General features: G+C 45.4%; 18 protein-coding genes. All 18 read right to left on the bottom strand.

All coding sequences use genetic code 11. The annotated features are described in order from the left end of the window. Positions 1 to 47: 47 nt before the first annotated feature. A complete protein-coding gene (locus GT589_RS05495; RefSeq protein WP_442952081.1) occupies positions 48 to 1,316 on the bottom strand; it encodes a replication-associated recombination protein A in 1,269 nt (422 codons plus the stop codon). A gap of 89 nt (positions 1,317 to 1,405) precedes the next feature. After that, a complete protein-coding gene (gene codY, locus GT589_RS05490) occupies positions 1,406 to 2,188 on the bottom strand; it encodes a GTP-sensing pleiotropic transcriptional regulator CodY (protein WP_293397191.1) in 783 nt (260 codons plus the stop codon). Positions 2,189 to 2,360: 172 nt separating this feature from the next. Continuing rightward, positions 2,361 to 4,424 (bottom strand): type I DNA topoisomerase, encoded by a 2,064-nt coding sequence (topA, locus tag GT589_RS05485; protein WP_293397188.1) that lies wholly within the window; start codon positions 4,422 to 4,424, stop codon positions 2,361 to 2,363. Positions 4,425 to 4,486: 62 nt separating this feature from the next. Next, complete coding sequence (gene dprA / locus GT589_RS05480) at positions 4,487 to 5,584, bottom strand: DNA-processing protein DprA (protein ID WP_293397185.1); 1,098 nt, start codon at positions 5,582 to 5,584, stop codon at positions 4,487 to 4,489. Between the two features lie 2 nt (positions 5,585 to 5,586). Continuing rightward, a complete protein-coding gene (locus GT589_RS05475; RefSeq protein ID WP_293397182.1) occupies positions 5,587 to 7,113 on the bottom strand; it encodes a YifB family Mg chelatase-like AAA ATPase in 1,527 nt (508 codons plus the stop codon). Between the two features lie 23 nt (positions 7,114 to 7,136). Beyond that, positions 7,137 to 7,487, bottom strand: coding sequence for a YraN family protein (locus GT589_RS05470; protein ID WP_293397179.1), 351 nt, complete (start codon positions 7,485 to 7,487; stop codon positions 7,137 to 7,139). Next, entirely contained in the window at positions 7,484 to 7,765 is a 282-nt protein-coding gene (locus GT589_RS05465) for an EscU/YscU/HrcU family type III secretion system export apparatus switch protein (protein ID WP_293397177.1), read from the bottom strand. The genes GT589_RS05470 and GT589_RS05465 overlap by 4 nt, the downstream gene beginning before the upstream one ends. Positions 7,766 to 7,769: 4 nt before the next feature. Then, positions 7,770 to 9,134 carry a hypothetical protein gene (locus GT589_RS05460; protein WP_293397174.1) on the bottom strand — a complete coding sequence of 455 codons (1,365 nt, stop codon included), beginning with the start codon at positions 9,132 to 9,134 and terminating at the stop codon, positions 7,770 to 7,772. Positions 9,135 to 9,147: 13 nt separating this feature from the next. Further along, positions 9,148 to 9,975: a ribonuclease HII gene (locus GT589_RS05455; protein WP_330582863.1), complete on the bottom strand. Its 828-nt coding sequence runs from the start codon at positions 9,973 to 9,975 to the stop codon at positions 9,148 to 9,150. Between the two features lie 41 nt (positions 9,976 to 10,016). Beyond that, entirely contained in the window at positions 10,017 to 10,889 is an 873-nt protein-coding gene (gene ylqF / locus GT589_RS05450) for a ribosome biogenesis GTPase YlqF (protein ID WP_293397171.1), read from the bottom strand. Positions 10,890 to 10,961: 72 nt separating this feature from the next. Then, positions 10,962 to 11,306 (bottom strand): 50S ribosomal protein L19, encoded by a 345-nt coding sequence (gene rplS / locus GT589_RS05445; RefSeq protein ID WP_293397168.1) that lies wholly within the window; start codon positions 11,304 to 11,306, stop codon positions 10,962 to 10,964. A gap of 112 nt (positions 11,307 to 11,418) precedes the next feature. Next, positions 11,419 to 12,105, bottom strand: coding sequence for a tRNA (guanosine(37)-N1)-methyltransferase TrmD (gene trmD / locus GT589_RS05440; protein ID WP_293397165.1), 687 nt, complete (start codon positions 12,103 to 12,105; stop codon positions 11,419 to 11,421). Then, positions 12,105 to 12,590: a ribosome maturation factor RimM gene (gene rimM, locus GT589_RS05435; protein ID WP_293397339.1), complete on the bottom strand. Its 486-nt coding sequence runs from the start codon at positions 12,588 to 12,590 to the stop codon at positions 12,105 to 12,107. Before rimM ends, trmD begins: the two co-directional genes overlap by 1 nt. Positions 12,591 to 12,661: 71 nt before the next feature. After that, on the bottom strand, positions 12,662 to 12,892 hold the full coding sequence (locus tag GT589_RS05430; RefSeq protein WP_293397162.1) for a KH domain-containing protein: 231 nt from the start codon (positions 12,890 to 12,892) through the stop codon (positions 12,662 to 12,664). A gap of 23 nt (positions 12,893 to 12,915) precedes the next feature. Further along, on the bottom strand, positions 12,916 to 13,188 hold the full coding sequence (gene rpsP, locus GT589_RS05425; protein ID WP_293397159.1) for a 30S ribosomal protein S16: 273 nt from the start codon (positions 13,186 to 13,188) through the stop codon (positions 12,916 to 12,918). A gap of 45 nt (positions 13,189 to 13,233) precedes the next feature. Continuing rightward, positions 13,234 to 14,577 (bottom strand): signal recognition particle protein, encoded by a 1,344-nt coding sequence (gene ffh, locus GT589_RS05420; RefSeq protein ID WP_293397156.1) that lies wholly within the window; start codon positions 14,575 to 14,577, stop codon positions 13,234 to 13,236. Continuing rightward, complete coding sequence (ylxM, locus tag GT589_RS05415; RefSeq protein WP_293397153.1) at positions 14,574 to 14,939, bottom strand: YlxM family DNA-binding protein; 366 nt, start codon at positions 14,937 to 14,939, stop codon at positions 14,574 to 14,576. Before ylxM ends, ffh begins: the two co-directional genes overlap by 4 nt. Positions 14,940 to 15,025: 86 nt before the next feature. Continuing rightward, positions 15,026 to 16,255, bottom strand: coding sequence for a signal recognition particle-docking protein FtsY (ftsY, locus tag GT589_RS05410; protein ID WP_293397150.1), 1,230 nt, complete (start codon positions 16,253 to 16,255; stop codon positions 15,026 to 15,028). Positions 16,256 to 16,263: the final 8 nt, after the last annotated feature.

Raw genomic sequence — 16,263 nt, 5'->3', positions numbered from 1 at the left:
AACAGATTTGATGAATTTATTCAAAAAATTGTTTTTATACATAATCATTATTCTTTTGCGGATTTTGACTGCTTCCTGATTCTCTCCTGCTGTTCTCTAAGACTTCTTTCAAACTTGTTTTCACCCGGGACATAGTAAACCGAACCTGCGATCTCCTCCGGAAGATACTGCTGCTGCACATAGCCGTTTTCATAGTCATGCGGGTATTTGTACCCAACTCCCCTCCCCAGACTTTCCGCTCCCTGGTAATGGTTGCATCTTATGTGCATTGGTATCTGGCCTGTATTTTTAATTTCAATATCGCGCAGCGCGGCATCGATAGCTGTAATTGCCGAATTTGACTTGGGCAGTGTGGCCAAAAGTATGGCGGCCTGGGCAAGTGGGATCCTGGCTTCGGGGAATCCAAGCTGGGCTGCAGAATCCGTGCATGACTTAACTATTGTTATAGCATTCGGATATGCAAGGCCTATGTCCTCAGCGGCTATCACAAGCAGTCTTCGTGTAATCGACTGCAGGTCCCCTGTCTTTATAAGCTTTGCCATGTAGTGCAGCGTTGCATTCACATCACTGCCGCGTATCGATTTTTGGAATGCGCTCAGCAGATCGTAATGGTAATCTCCCGAGCTGTCAGAATACACCATCTTCTTGCTCAGGCATTCCATGACAGCCGCCTTGTCGAGCTGCAGGTTCATGTTCACCCCGGCCTCGAGCGAATATACGGCAATTTCAAGAAGATTGAGTGCCTTGCGCATATCCCCGTCGCTAAAATCGGCTATGGCATACAATGCGTCATTGTCGTATTCTATGCTGTAGCCTTCGAAATCATTCTCTTCAAGCAGCTTTATGGCCCTTTTCATGCCCATGGCTATATCTTCGTTTCCAAGAGGCTTAAACTCAAAAACGTTTGATCTGCTGAGTATCGCCTTGTAGACGCAGTGGTGCGGATTTTCAGTTGTGCTGGCTATCAGGCTGATTTCTCCCGTTTCAATGAATTCAAGCAGCACCTGCTGCTGCTTTTTGTTGAAATTCTGTATCTCGTCAATATAAAGAAGTGTTCCGGCTGTATTTAGTAGGCCTTTCGAATCACTTATTATGTCTTTTATGTCGCCCACGGAGGCTACGGTAGCATTTATCTTGTAGAACCGCTTGTGCGTATAGCCTGCTATGACATTTGCAAGAGTAGTCTTGCCTGTTCCGGGGGGTCCGTAAAATATCATATTCATTATATTTTTGGACAATATAAGCTTTCTAAGTATCTTTCCTTCACCCAGAATATGCCTTTGTCCTATAACATCATCCAGGCTTTTGGGCCTCATTCTCTCCGCAAGTGGTTTCAAGCTGTCCCCTCCTAGCAAAAAACAAAAGTAGGGAAGCCCCTACTTTTTACGAATCCTACTGTCTTATCTTACCCTTTTAGCTTCTTAAGCTCGTCCAAGAGTTTGTCATTTAGTATTTTTATGTGGGTGCCTTTCATTCCAAGTGATCTTGATTCAATCACTCCTGCACTTTCAAACTTTCTTAGGGCGTTGACTATTACCGATCTGGTTATTCCCACTCTGTCAGCAATTTTGCTGGCCACAAGCAGTCCCTCCATGCCATCGAGTTCGTCGAATATGTGCTCCACCGCTTCAAGCTCGGAATATGAAAGGGTCCCTATGGCCATTTGAACTACAGCCTTCTTGCGCATCTCATCCTCAAGCTCCTCGCTTTTTGCCCTGAGTATCTCAAGCCCCACAATAGTTGCGCTGTACTCCGCAAGCACAAGGTCCTCGTCATTGAACTCCTGCTCGTATCTCGAGAGTATAAGGGTTCCCAGCCTTTTGCCGCTTCCCACGACCGGGACTATTGTCGCCAGTTTGTTGTATGAGCTTTCCGGCTCGTTCCTGAAAATTTCTATAAGTTTTTCTTTTGTAACATTGTATATAGTCTGGTTGATTTTCATCAGATTTTCCACATCATCAGCATGGAACTTTTCCTCGCCGGTCTCTTCGTCCAACACGGCTGAACTATCCATCACATGAGTCAGATCCATTCCCAGAACTTTCCCTGTTTCATTTAGCAGGTATACATTGGAATTCAGAACCTCGCTCAGTATCTTGCATAGCTCCCTAAACGAAACGGGATTTGTGCCCGATTTTTGAAGTATCTCATTTAGCTTTCTAGTTTTGACCAAAATGTCGCTAGCCATATACTCCCTCCTCTTATATATATTTATATTTTACTATAATTCCACTAATAATTTATCAATTTTTCAAACTATTCTTCACACATTTTTCAAAATAGAGCCGGCTGATCGCCTGTTTTATTTGAAAAACATTTAAAATATTACCACAATGCGACATTTATATCAATAGGCAGCTTTACTTGTCAAGTTTTACATAACCGCATTCCTTGTTTGAGCACTTGATTTTTGTTTCTTTTTTTGTGTATTTTTCCACAAGGAATTCCCCGCATTCCGGACATTTTTCACCGGTCGGTTTGTCCCAGGATACAAAATCGCATTCCGGATATCTGGAACAGCCGTAGAAAAATCTCCCTCTCTTGCTCCTTCTCTCGACAAGATCGCCTTCATTGCATTTTGGACACGCAATGCCAGTCTTGTTCAGGAGTGGCTTTGTGCTCTTGCATTCAGGGTAATTTTTGCATGCCAGGAATCTTCCGAATCTGCCGTACTTAATCAGCATGTTTGCTCCGCACTTGTCGCAGATTTCATCTGTTTCCTCATCCATTGATATCTTCTCTATTGTCTGCTCAGCCTTTTCTATCGAAACCTTGAGCGGCCCGTAAAATTCCGTAATAAGGCTTTTCCACTTAAGCTTGCCTTCTTCTATAAGGTCGAGTTTACTTTCCATGTCTGCAGTAAACTTGACATCAACTATATAGTCGAAATTTTTCTCCATAATTTCGTTTATTAAAACCCCGAGCTCAGAAGGCTTAAGCGCGCCGCCTTGCTTTTCTACATATCCTCTTGCCAGTATTGTAGATATTGTAGGAGCATACGTACTCGGCCTTCCTATTCCCAGCTCTTCAAGAGTCTTTACCAGAGACGCCTCAGAATAGCGAGGCGGCGGCTGAGTAAAGTGCTGCTTTGGAAGCGTTTCTACGATATTCAGCTTCTCGCCCACGCTGACATCAGGGAGTATGGTATCCTCTTGCTTTGCAAAGCTGTACACCTTGAGAAATCCATCGAACTTTAGCTTGGAGCCTGTAGCCTTGAAGCTATATCCGCCCGCTTCCGCAAGTATGCTCATGCTGTCGTAAACACAATCCTTCATGAGCGATGCTGTATACCTCTCCCAGATAAGCTTGTACAACTTGTACTGGTCAGAGCTTAGAGAATCCTTTATTGAATCTGGAGTCTTGTCAATATACGTCGGTCTTATGGCCTCGTGTGCGTCCTGAACCTTCTTGGCCTTGCTCTTGCTCTTTTCAAATCCTTTGAAGTATTTATCACCAAGCTCCGCTATTATATACTCCTTTGCCTTATCGACCGCCTCGTCTGATATCCTCGTCGAGTCAGTCCTTATATATGTCACCAAACCGACATTGCCCTCGCCCTTGACGTCTATGCCCTCATAGAGCTGCTGGGCCACCATCATGGTCTTTTTTGTCGAGAAATTGAGTCTGCTTGATGCCTCTTGCTGAAGGGAGCTTGTTGTGAAGGCCGGCATAGCCTTCCTCTTCCTGTCCTTTTTTTCAACCTGTGACACATTCAACTCTCCGTCGGCTATTGCAGCTATTATTGCATCAGCCTCCTGCCCGCTGCTTATTTCTATCTTGTTGTCCTTGTCTCCATGAAACTTGAACTCTATACTGCTTCCGTCTTCCTTTGCGGCAGTTATATCGAGCGTCCAGTACTCTTTTGGCTCGAATGCTTCTATTTCCTTCTCCCTGTCACATATTATCTTTGTGACTGCAGACTGGACCCTTCCGGCGCTGAGACCTTTTCTAACCTTCTCCCAGAGAAGAGGACTTATCTGATAACCCACGAGACGGTCGAGCACTCTTCTGGCCTGCTGTGCATCCACAAGGTCGGTGTCAATCTGCCGTGGAGCCTTAATAGCCTTTTTTATGGCGTCCTTTGTTATCTCATTGAATTCTATCCTGCACGCCTCTTTTTCGTCGAGTTTGAGTATGTTCGCAAGATGCCATGATATAGCCTCGCCCTCCCTGTCAGGGTCGGTTGCAAGAAAAATCTTTTCAGATTTTTTAGCTTCCTTCTTTATTTCATTTATAGTAGGCCCCTTGCCTCTTATTGTTATATACTGGGGCTCGAATTCGTTTTCTATGTCAACTCCAAGCTTACTTTTAGGCAAATCTCTGACATGTCCTACGGAGGCCTTCACTTTATAATTGCTTCCGAGAAATTTTCCTATTGTTTTAGCTTTGGCAGGTGATTCAACTATGACTAGATTTTTTGCCATTAAGACTTACACCTCCGAAATGTCCTTGAATGCATATTCAAACACTTACGCCGCAGCGCTTTTTATGCTATAGCATATGTGTTTGCTCCTAACTCTAATACTATACCCTTTATCTGCAAAATATTCAACACCCCAATGATTTCGCTCAGAGGAATGGATGTGGCATCGCATATCGAATCAATATGCATAATTCCATTCTGCCTTAGCGCGCCGATAACTGCGGCTTCGCTCTCTGAAAAGTCTGCCGCTGCGGCTGCAGCCGCCATCTCAAGCCCGGCCTTTTTCGTGCCAAGCCCATAGTCCTCCAGTATGTCCTCTACGCACGTAACCAGCTTTGCTCCGCTTTTTATGATCCTGTTTGTCCCCTCGCTCATCAACGAATTTATGTTGCCCGGCACAGAATAGACATTTCTCCCTTGATCAAGAGCATAGTCCATTGTTATTAACGAGCCGCTTTTTTGGGCTGCCTCCACTATAAGCACCCCGTCCGACATGCCGCTTATTATTCTATTTCGCATAGGAAAAAATCCAGGAAGTGTCCTTGTTCCTGGTGGATATTCTGACACCGCGACTCCGCCGCTTTCCACTATCTTGTTCATGAGCCCTGCATTCTCGGGCGGATACGGATTGTCAAGTGAAGAACCCAACACAGCCACAGTCTTGCCTTTTTGGTTGTATGCGCCGTAATGCGAACAGCAGTCTATTCCTGTCGCCATGCCGCTCACTACAGTAACGCCCAATCTTGATAGCTCTCCAGAAAATTTTTTTGAACAGAGCATGCCATATGCTGAAGGTTTCCGTGAGCCGACTATGGCTATTGAGAAATTCTCCAGCAGCGCCCGGTTTCCTCTGTAAAAAAGCACATATGGAGGGTCGAATATCTGCCTTAGTTTTGACGGATAACCCTCGCACTCTATTGTCATGTATGATATATTTTCTTTTTCAAGCCTTTCTTTAATTCTATTTACGGCTCCATCTTTTATTCCATCTATAAGTGCTCTCCTTGCCTTCTTGCCGACAAACTGCATAGAGTTTATTTCGCCCGGATCCAAGTTCCAGAGCCTTCCTATGTCACCCAGATAAGTCTCGATGCTTCTCAGCGTCTTGTAGCCTATGCCGCTTGTGCACCACAAAAGCAAATATGCATCCCTTCTCTTCATAGCTACGCCCTCCAATACGAGTAATAAGCCTTTCTGAAAGAAAAAGCTTCAGAAAGGTGTTTTATTTCAACATGTTCACTTTCCTCCATGTCTGCAATTGTCCTTGCCACCTTGAGCATCCTGTAGTACGACCTGGTTGTAAGGTTATACTTTTCAAACAGCATCCTCATGAAATCCTTGGCCTCGCCTTCAAGACTGCAGTGCTTTTCTGTGTCCGAGGTGCTCATCTGGCTGTTACAGGAGAAGTTCTCCGTCTTGTACCGCTGGCCTTGAACTTTGCGGGCTCTGTATATCCTCTCCTTTATGCTCCTGGAGCTCTCCTCGCAAGTCCTTGTGCTTATGCTCTCAAAGTCAACCGGCACCATTTCTATAAAAATATCGACCCTGTCGAGTATTGGTCCGGACACTCTGCCCAGATACCTTCTGACATCCCCTGGAGTGCATGTACACTCGATACTCGGATGTCTAAAGTAGCCGCACTGGCAGGGATTCATGCTCGAAGCGAAAAGGAAGCTGGCCGGATAGCATGCTGAGTTTTTGAGACGGGTTATGCTGACAATCCCGTCCTCGATTGGTTCCCTCAGACACTCGAGAGCTTTCTTGTCGAACTCCGGAAGCTCGTCCAGGAACAGGACGCCCCTGTGGGCCAAGACCACTTCACCCGGCTTTGCGTCTTTTCCTCCTCCTATTAAGGAGACCTTTGTCGCAGTATGATGTGGCGAGCGAAACGGACGAGCGAGCATGAGCCCTTCTCCTCCCAGCATACCGCAGCAGCTGTATATCTTGCTTATCTCCATGGACTCCTCGTGTGTAGGTCCGGGGAGTATCGAGGTGAGCCTCTTTGCCATCATTGTCTTGCCTGAGCCAGGAGGGCCTATCATCATGATGTTGTGGTTGCCTGCAGCTGCTATTTCAAAGCCGCGCTTTGCAAAATAGTTGCCCCTTACATCGCTAAAGTCAAATCTGCTCTCATCCAGGCCTGATGCCTGAGCGCTGACAGAATGTGGCTTCATGTCTTCGCCGTCTTCAAGCGCCTTTATCACCTGGCTCAGATTTTCATAGGCAAAAACGTCAATTCCCTCTACTGATGCAGCCTCGTTTCTATTGTCGTGCGGCACAATTACGCTTTTGAAGCCCGCTTCTCTGGCCATTATGGCAATCGAAAGCGCACCCTTTATTTTTTTAATTCTCCCGTCAAGTGAGAGCTCGCCCACTATTACGCAATCGCTGAGCTTTTTCTCTGAGAGCTCAATGCAGCTGCTTAGCATGGCTACCGCCATTGGCAGATCAAAATGGCTTCCTTCCTTTCTGATGTCTGCCGGCGAGAGGTTCACAAGTATTTTTTTGTTTGGAAATTTGTAACCGCTGTTTTGTATAGCCGACTTTATTCGCTCCTTCGCCTCCCTTATGGCAGCATCTGGAAGTCCTATGACGTTAAAAGTGGGCAAACCTTTGCCCACATCTATTTCTACGTCAACTATGAAGGCGTCGATGCCGCTTATTCCAGCACTCAGAATCTTGCTAAACAAGGAAATCTCCCCCAGTTATGTTATCATTCGCAAAAGGCTCCCTCTATGTGGTTCACCTTTTTTTCATTTATGTACACTTCTATTATGTCGAATCTGCAATCTGCATCGTAGAGCCTCTTCATGTGAATGTAGCTCTTGGCTACCATCAGAATCTTTCTTTGCTTTCTTAAATCAACAGCCTCGCATGGGTAGCCGAAGGAAAGACTTCTTCTGGATTTGACCTCTGCGAAAATTATGCAGCCGCCTTTCGAGGCAATTATATCTATTTCACCCATGCGCAGCCTGAAATTTTTTTCGAGTATCCTGTAACCTCTTTTCAGGAGAAACTGCAATGCAACCTCTTCTCCCTTGGCGCCCAATTGTACATTGTTCATTTCCTGCCCGCCTCTTTATTGTCAATGTCTATAATATGAGCAAGTATTCTTGCAACAGCTTCGTAAAGGCATTCTGGTATTTCGCTGCCAATATCAAGCTGCATAAGGCTGCCAGCTACGCTGGCATCTTCATGTACATCAATGCCGCCTTCGCTGGCCCGCTCAAGTATTTTCTGGGCCACTAGCCCCTTGCCCTTTGCCAGGAGCATAGGCGCACCGTCATTTTTCATGTCATACTTGAGTGCCGCTGCAATTTTTATACCCTTTCTAGGCTTCATATAATCACACCCACATATCAAAATTTGGCATTTCTTGAATCGTATCCCTGCTATTCCCTATAAGCTCGGATCTATCGTCTCTATCCTCAGCCAGCCTGAAACTTGTCCGTACAGGCATTCCACCGAGCTCCGAAAGACTCTTGTCTATCGCCCGGGCGCTGGCCTTGAAAAGCCTGACTGTCCGTTCGTCCTCAAGGCTGAATTCAACATCATAGCCGCAGCTGGCAGAATAACCCACCTTGCAGGCAACATTGCCCAAATTGCTTGTACCTATAGCAATCAAGGCTGAGTACCTCTCACTCTCGCCCTGTTCTCGTTTCCTCTCCCTTTTAACAAGCAGCTGTGCCACGTGGTTTTCATTTTGCCCCCTTAGCGGGAGCTGAAAGTAACCTTCTGCCTTGCCAAGCTCGCTAAGAAGCTGGAGCTTGCCAAAGGCAGACTCCAGTTCGCCTGCCCCTTCTGCTTTATTGATGTCCGCCTTTATAAGCTCCTCGAGCTTGCCGGTCAGGCTATCTAGCCCTCTTTTGTTTGAAATCTGCGGTGTTTCTTCTTTTGAAAAATCCACCACAATATTTTCCATTATTCTTACGAGTTCATTTTTAATTTTAATCTGCGGCGTTTCATTTGATACTGCCATGTTTTGCAGACCTTCACCTAGCTGCTCCAAAACAGTTGCTATATTTACGCTTCCGTCATTTATTCCGCTCATGTTGATTGTATTCTGCACGTTAAGCTTAATGCCGTTTTTGAACATGAAAAGCAATTCGTCTCTTCCGGCAGAGGCGGCCTTGAGTATATCAAGGAGTCCTTTAAGGTTTTCTCCCTTGCTTTCTGCGATTACAAGCTTGCCAAGTTCCCGCAGCTCCATGCTTTCAGCTTTTGCAACAGTTGACTTTAGAGCTGCGACTTCATCTTTGTCAAGCATTTTTAGTATTTCAAGCGATTTTATATTCTCGCTTATAGCCTGAAAGTTATTTTTTGTTACAGGTATCTCAAGCTTCATCATGTCACGAACGATTTCCCTACTCTCCTGATTGTCCTGCAGGCCAAGTGAGGCTATTAACTTGCTTACCTTCATGTCCAGCTCATGCCTAATATTCGCATCCTGGAGCTTAGGCCTTATTACCAGGCCACCTTCATCAGCAAGCACCTTGAAAACGAGCTTTTCATTTATAAAATTTTCAAAGGGGACGCTGGTCTTTGCGCTTAGCTGCCTGCCATTTTCAAGCATTATTCTTACCTTGCTTAGCGAGGAATCAACGACTGTTGCTCTTATCTCCATTCCTTTTGATATGCCAAGTTCGTCCCTGCGAGCACCCTTTTCCAGCCTGCTTTCTATGGATTTTAGAGACTGCGACTGTATTTTCATGATATCACCGCTTTTAGATTATTGATTTAAGGAAAGTCTTCCTGTGTATGCTGCATATTCCCTGGTTGCTTATAGCTTCGTAGTGCTCCCGCGTGCCGTACCCCTTATGCTCGCTAAAACCGAACCCCGGAAACTCTTTATCGTATTCGAGCATCATCCTGTCCCTGGTAACCTTGGCTATTATGCTTGCGGCCGCTATTGAAATCGAATTTGCATCACCCTTGATTATGCCCTTTTGTGGTATTCCTATTGCGTTCAGCTCGAGCGCATCAATAAGAAGATAGTCCGGCTTTTTGTCCAAAGCCACTATGGCCTGCCTCATGGCCCTTATAGTGGCGTTAAGTATGTTTATTCTGTCAATCTCGTCGCTGTCTACTATCCCCACGCCCCATGAAATGGCTTTAGCTTTTATCTCATCAAACAGCAGGTCGCGCTTTTGAGGGCTCAGCTTTTTGGAGTCGTTTATTCCCTCTATGAATGCATCCTCGGGGAGTATCACAGCTGCGGCAACCACCGGCCCTGCAAGGGGTCCTCTGCCGGCTTCGTCGATGCCCGCCACAAGGGCGTAGCCTTTGCCTATGAGCTCTTTTTCATAGCGCTTTAGCTTCTCTACTCTCTCAATTTCCGCCTGCGCCCTCCTGAGCTGCTTTTCGTACTTGTCTGCCAGCTTTTGTACTGTCTTTCTTTCATCCTGCCTTAGAAGCTCTATGGCCTCAATTATTTCATCTTTGCCAACTCCCTTGAGCTGTTCTTCTATTGACTTAAGATTCATCCTTGAAAACATGTATTCTTCCTCTCCCCTAGTAACGAATGCGCCTGAATAGTATATCGGCATTCTCATATATTAATGTAATGATATCACACGCAAAAAAATGAGAAAGATTAATCCTTCTCTATTGTCTGCAGGTCGTCTGGCGTTTCTAGCGTAATTCTCCCGATTTTTGCGCTTCTGAATTCGTGGAGTATTATTCCCGCAACCCTTTCGTAGTCTATTTCACTTTTTGATATTATGCAGCCTCTTTTTCTGCCAATGGCATCCATTGTCTCAAGCGGAGTTTCGCCGAGCTCCTCGAGCGCGAATCTTGTTTTAAGCTTCTCAGGCTCGATTAGAGAGAGCTTTTCTATAAGCCTAAGGGCTACGGTCTCCGAGTCAAGAATTTCGTCCTTTATGGCTCCTGTGAAAGCCAGATTGAGAGCAACGCTCTGGTCCTCGAATTTCGGCCAGAGTATGCCCGGAGTATCGAGCATCTCAAGGTCGCCCTTTAGCTTCACCCACTGCTTTCCTCTTGTCACGCCCGGCCTATTGCCTACCTTGGCGCTTTTTTTGCCTGACAGCTTGTTTATCAGGGATGACTTGCCTACATTAGGTATGCCCACTATCATGACCCTTATGGCGCGTTCGTTTCGGCCCCTGCTTGCAAGATGACTCATCTTCTCGCTGGCGGCCAGGCGGCACTCTGATATGAGCGCTTCTATGCCTACTCCCTTTATGGAGTCCAAAAATATGGCCCTTATGCCGTTGTCCTTAAAGTGTTTTTTCCACTGGTCAGTCTTGGCAGGATCCGAGAGGTCAAGCTTGTTGAGCACTACCACCTTGGCCTTGCCGTCAATTATCTTATCTATCTCAGGGTTCTTGCTGCTTATTGGAATTCTGCTGTCTAGTATTTCTATTACCACGTCAATAAGCTTTAGGTTGTCGCGCAAAAGATCCCTGGTTTTTTTCATGTGGCCGGGGAACCAGTTGATATTTTCCATATGAAACACATCCTGTTTAAATCGTCATATTTTGGGGATTTTAAAAGGGACTGAAATACCAGTCCCTTAGCTTTACTTCTTGGCTTCTTTAACTTTTGCTGCCTTACCAGTTCTTTCACGTAGATAGTAGATCTTCGCTCTTCTGACTTTACCTTTTCTTGTAACTTCGATTTTCTCGATTACAGGTGAGTGAACAGGGAATATCTTCTCAACGCCTACTCCGAAAGATATTTTTCTAACTGTGAAAGTCTCTCTGTTTCCGCCGCCTTGTCTTTTTATTACAACGCCTTCGAAAATCTGGATTCTCTCTCTTTTGCCCTCTGTTACCTTAATGTGCACCTTTACTGTGTCTCCTGCTCCGAATGATGGCAGATCGCTTTTAAGCTGCGCTTGTTCAATGCTTCTTATTATATCCATTATACTTCCTCCTATTCTGCTACGTTCTTATTTCAATTCTTTGTTGCGAAACAGAGGAACGCGCGTATTCAGCATATAAATTGTACTACAAATCCGTATTCTAATCAAGTTTTTATTTGATAAGATCCGGTCTTCTTTTTCTGGTTATTGCCTGTGCCTGCTCTTTTCTCCACTGTTCTATCTTCTTGTGGTCGCCAGAGAGGAGTACCTGCGGCACGCTGTGCCCCATGAACTCTGCAGGCCTTGTGTAGTGCGGGTATTCAAGCATTCCCTCCATGAAAGATTCGTCAATATGCGAATCTTCGCCGCCAAGCACGCCGGGAATCATGCGCGAAACGGCGTCCATTACAACCAGTGCAGGCAGCTCGCCGCCCGTGAGCACGTAGTCGCCTATCGATATCTCATCGTCCACGATAAGGTCTATTATCCTCTGGTCCACACCTTCATAGTGCCCGCACAGGAACACTATGTCGGAGTGATTTGCAAGCTCTATGGCTATCTCCTGGCTGAACACCCTACCCTTCGGCGACATGTATATCACATGAGGCTTTTCCTTTTCCATTCCTTCACTTTTGAGCATGTCCATGTAGGCGTCGTATATCGGCTGAGCCGTCATCACCATTCCGCTTCCACCGCCGTAAGGGTAGTCGTCCACCTTCTTGTGCTTGTTTTTTGAATAGTCCCTTATGTTCCATGTCTTTACGCTTATGGCTCCGCTTTCTGAGGCTCTTTTAATTATGCTCTCATTTGCGTAGTTTTCTATCATTTCAGGGAAAATCGTAAGGAAGTGGAAATTCATTATATCATCCCCTCAATAGGGTCGATCGTAATCCTTCCGCCGTGAATATCTATTTCCTTTACAAACTCACCCACAGCAGGAATCATTATTTCCCTGCCCTCCTGAGACCTTATGACATACACGTCATTAGCCCCAGCTGTGCTGAAAACATCCTCCATAACGCCCACATAATCGCCATCGACCAGGTAAACCTTGAGCCCTATGAGATCGTCGATGTAGTATGTATCTTCAGGCAGTTCTCTGCTTTCCCTTGGAATATACAAATACCTGTTTCTGAGTAGCTCAACCTGCTCTATGCTGTCTATGCCCTCAAGCTTTAGTATCACGATGTTTTTCTTGTATCTGACCTTTTGTATCTTGATCTTCTTGTCAAAGTCATCGCCTAAGAATACCCAGCCTACTTCCTCAAATCTTTCTGGATAGTCGGTTAGCGGATATATTCTCATTTCGCCCTTTAGACCCTGCGTATTGACAATCTGGCCAATTTTGACGTTAACTTCTATGAAAATCAGCCTCCAATCACAAAAAAGGATTAGTAATCTAATCCTTTTTATTATTATTGTACTATTTCAACTATTACTTTTTTGTTCTCTTTCGTGGCTGCCGCTTTTACTAGTGTTCTTATGGCTTTAGCTATTCTGCCCTGCTTGCCTATCACCTTGCCCATGTCGTCAGGGGCAACTTTCAATTCAATTACAAGGGAATGCTCACCTTCAATCTCATTTACTGAAACCTCAGATGGATTGTCTACTAGAGATTTTGCAATTATCTTAACTAATTCACCCATAAGTCCCACCTCCTAGTAAGTGGTTATTCTCCTTTTTTTGCAGCTTCGAACTTCTCAAGTATGCCATTCTTCTTGAAAAGATCTTTTACTGTTTCAGTTGGCTGAGCGCCATCTTTAAGCCACTTAACAGCTTTCTCATCGTTTATTCTCACTTCTTTAGCTTCTGAAACCGGATTGTAGAAGCCTATTTCCTCTATGAATTTTCCGTCCCTTGGAGAACGAGAATCTGCAACTACTATTCTGTAAAAAGGTTTTTTGTGTGCACCCATTCTTTTAAGTCTTATCTTTACTGCCATATTTATTGAACCTCCTCAAATTTTTCATATAGATTATTTTTTATGCTAAAAGAAAGGAAACTTTGCATTGCCTCCCTTTTTAAAGCTCTTTTCCATGCCTGCAAACTTCTTCATCATCTTCTTTGTCTGCTCGAACTGCTTGAGCAGTCTGTTTACTTCCTGCACGCTTGTGCCGCTTCCCCTGGCTATCCTTTTTTTCCTGCTTGCATTCAGGATATCCGGATCGTTTCGCTCCTGCCTGGTCATCGACTGTATGATAGCCTGCACCTTGACAATCTCCCTGTCATCAAAGTCGATGTCCTTGAGCTGCTTCATCTGCCCCATGCCCGGCATCATTTCGAGTATCTTGTTGAGCGGACCGAGCTTTTTGACCTGCTCGAGCTGCTCCAGGAAATCCTCGAATGTGAACTGCTGCTTTCTTATCCTCTGCTCAAGCTCCTTGGCCTTCTTCTCATCGATGTTGGCCTGCGCCTTTTCAATGAGCCCCAGAATGTCACCCATTCCGAGTATCCTTGATGCAATCCTGTCAGGATAGAACGGCTCCAGCTCATCGAGCTTTTCGCCGACTCCGGCAAACTTTATTGGCTTTTGTGTTACTGCTTTTACAGAAAGTGCCGCGCCGCCTCTAGTGTCTCCGTCAAGCTTTGTGAGAATTACGCCGTCGATACCCAGGGCACCGTTAAAGCTCTCGGCTACGTTTACCGCATCCTGTCCTGTCATGGAGTCTATCACAAGCAGTATCTCATGCGGCCTTATAGACTGCTTTATATTTACAAGCTCGTCCATAAGCTCGGTGTCTATGTGAAGTCTTCCCGCAGTATCTATTATCAGAACATCGTTGCCGTCTTTTCTTGATTTCTCAAGTCCTTCTCTGGCTATGTCAACAGGACTCTTCTGGTCTCCCAGCTCGAACACCGGAATGCCCAGCTGCTCTCCTACCACCTTAAGCTGCTTTATTGCAGCCGGTCTGTATATGTCGCATGCGACCAGCAGAGGTTTTTTGCCTTGTTTCTTTAAGTATCCTCCGAGCTTTCCGGCAGTAGTCGTCTTACCGGCTCCCTGAAGTCCGACAAGCATTATTACAGTAGGCGGCTTTGAGGAAAAATTGATCTTGCTCTGGACGTTACCCATGAGATTTGTAAGCTCTTCATTTACAATTTTAATTACATGCTGTCCAGGCGTCAGGCTCTCCATGACCTCCTGGCCTATGGCTCTTTCCTTGACTTTTTCAATAAACTGCTTAACCACTTTGAAGTTGACATCCGCTTCAAGCAGCGCAAGCTTTACTTCTCTCATGGCGTCATTGACGTCTTTTTCGTTAAGCTTGCCCTTGCCTTTAAGCTTGCCAAGCGTGTTTTGGAGTTTTTCTGCTAAGCCTTCAAAAATCATTTCAACAACTCCCTGCAGCAATCTTTTAGTCTTTGTATCAAATCGGCCATCTCGCTGCAGCCTGTGTTTTCTGTCATCTCACCCAGCTGCGCAAGGCCTTCGTTTATCTCTTCGACAAGGTCATTGCGGGCATAGAGCTTCTCTAGAAGCTTTAGCTTGCATTCATACTCCTTGAGTATCTTTACTGCCCTCTTTAAAGTATCATATACCGCCTGTCTAGATATCTGGAGATTCTCACTTATCTCGCTTAGTGAATAATCCTCGTTGTAGTAAAGATTGACTACATCCCTTTGCTTGTCAGTGAGAAGCCCGCCGTAGAAATCATACAGGACTGAAATTTCCACTACTTTGTCCAGGTCCATATTTTCACTTCCCTTGAAACAGCGGTGTAAAGTTTAATGCCTTTACAGAAGTATTTTATATTAGATGTCCTCTCTTGTCAACCTTTTTATTCAAACAAGGCCTCAACAAAGCTCTTGGCATCGAAATCCTGCAAATCCTCAAGTCTTTCACCAACGCCTATTAGCTTAACTGGAACATCTATTTCTGATTTCACAGCAAGTATTACTCCGCCTTTTGCTGTTCCGTCAAGCTTAGTCAGAACTATTCCAGTCAGGTTTGCAACCTCACTGAAGGTTTTGGCCTGCTGTATGGCGTTCTGACCGGTTGTCGCATCAAGAACCAGCAGAACTTCTCTGTTTGCATCGGGATACTCCCTGTCTACAATCTTGAATATCTTTCCAAGCTCATTCATCAGGTTTTTCTTGTTGTGGAGTCTTCCGGCCGTATCGCATATTAGCACGTCAGCTTTTCTTGACTTTGCCGCCTGTATGGCATCGAATATGACTGCTCCAGGATCTGAGCCTTCGCTGTGCCTTATGAGCTCTACACCGACCCTGTCCGACCATACCTCAAGCTGGTCTATCGCAGCAGCCCTGAAGGTGTCTCCGGCTGCGAGCATGACGCTCTTGCCCTCTTTCTTGAATCTGTTTGCCAACTTGCCTATTGTTGTAGTCTTTCCAACGCCGTTGACACCTACCACCATAATTATAGCAGGAGTTGATTCTACAAGCGCGCTTTCTCCCTCAAGCAGTTCGACTATGACTTCCTTTAGAGCCTCTCTTACACCTTCGGCCTCGATTATTTTCTTCTCCTTGACCTTGGCTCTAAGCGAGTCGATTATCTTTAGTGTAGTATCAAAGCCCATGTCCGATGTTATTAGCACCTCTTCGATTTCCTCGAAAAGCTCCTCGTCAACGCCCTTGTAGGACTTGAGTATGACATCGATTTTTTCCGTAATGCCCTTTTTCGTCTTTTCAAGGCCTTCCTTGAGCCTTGAAAAAAGATTGAAACCCTTTTGCGGTGCTTCTTCGGCTTCCTCGATTTCCTCAAGAGCAGGCTCCACTTCAGACGACACAGGCTCGATTGTTTCGTATGCCTCTAGTTCTTCTGCTGCTTCAGCCTCATCCGGTTCAGGCTTTTCTTCATGGACAGCTTCGTATTCTATTGCACTTTCAGCTTCGAGAGTTACAGTTTCAGGCTCGACGGGCTCACTTTCCTGAAGGCTTTCTTCTGCATTATCACCCTGCGCTTCTTCCTGAACCTCTTCTGTTTCCACTTCCTCCTGAAGCTTTTCTTCGCTCTTTCCAGTTATCTTATTGAACAGTTTTTTGAACATTCTATCCC

Source organism: Peptoclostridium sp., from assembly GCF_009881055.1.
Taxonomy (GTDB): domain Bacteria; phylum Bacillota; class Clostridia; order Peptostreptococcales; family Peptostreptococcaceae; genus Peptoclostridium_A.
This window is presented reverse-complemented; position numbering and strand designations above follow the sequence as displayed.

Coding starts and splice junctions, on each gene's coding strand:
- GT589_RS05495 (WP_442952081.1), bottom strand. CDS start 1,316: ATGAGGCCCAAAAGCCTGGATGATGTTATAGGACAAAGGCATATTCTG.
- codY (WP_293397191.1), bottom strand. CDS start 2,188: ATGGCTAGCGACATTTTGGTCAAAACTAGAAAGCTAAATGAGATACTT.
- topA (WP_293397188.1), bottom strand. CDS start 4,424: ATGGCAAAAAATCTAGTCATAGTTGAATCACCTGCCAAAGCTAAAACA.
- dprA (WP_293397185.1), bottom strand. CDS start 5,584: ATGAAGAGAAGGGATGCATATTTGCTTTTGTGGTGCACAAGCGGCATA.
- GT589_RS05470 (WP_293397179.1), bottom strand. CDS start 7,487: ATGAACAATGTACAATTGGGCGCCAAGGGAGAAGAGGTTGCATTGCAG.
- GT589_RS05465 (WP_293397177.1), bottom strand. CDS start 7,765: ATGAAGCCTAGAAAGGGTATAAAAATTGCAGCGGCACTCAAGTATGAC.
- GT589_RS05460 (WP_293397174.1), bottom strand. CDS start 9,134: ATGAAAATACAGTCGCAGTCTCTAAAATCCATAGAAAGCAGGCTGGAA.
- GT589_RS05455 (WP_330582863.1), bottom strand. CDS start 9,975: ATGAGAATGCCGATATACTATTCAGGCGCATTCGTTACTAGGGGAGAG.
- ylqF (WP_293397171.1), bottom strand. CDS start 10,889: ATGGAAAATATCAACTGGTTCCCCGGCCACATGAAAAAAACCAGGGAT.
- rplS (WP_293397168.1), bottom strand. CDS start 11,306: ATGGATATAATAAGAAGCATTGAACAAGCGCAGCTTAAAAGCGATCTG.
- trmD (WP_293397165.1), bottom strand. CDS start 12,105: ATGAATTTCCACTTCCTTACGATTTTCCCTGAAATGATAGAAAACTAC.
- GT589_RS05430 (WP_293397162.1), bottom strand. CDS start 12,892: ATGGGTGAATTAGTTAAGATAATTGCAAAATCTCTAGTAGACAATCCA.
- rpsP (WP_293397159.1), bottom strand. CDS start 13,188: ATGGCAGTAAAGATAAGACTTAAAAGAATGGGTGCACACAAAAAACCT.
- ffh (WP_293397156.1), bottom strand. CDS start 14,577: ATGATTTTTGAAGGCTTAGCAGAAAAACTCCAAAACACGCTTGGCAAG.
- ylxM (WP_293397153.1), bottom strand. CDS start 14,939: ATGGACCTGGACAAAGTAGTGGAAATTTCAGTCCTGTATGATTTCTAC.
- ftsY (WP_293397150.1), bottom strand. CDS start 16,255: ATGTTCAAAAAACTGTTCAATAAGATAACTGGAAAGAGCGAAGAAAAG.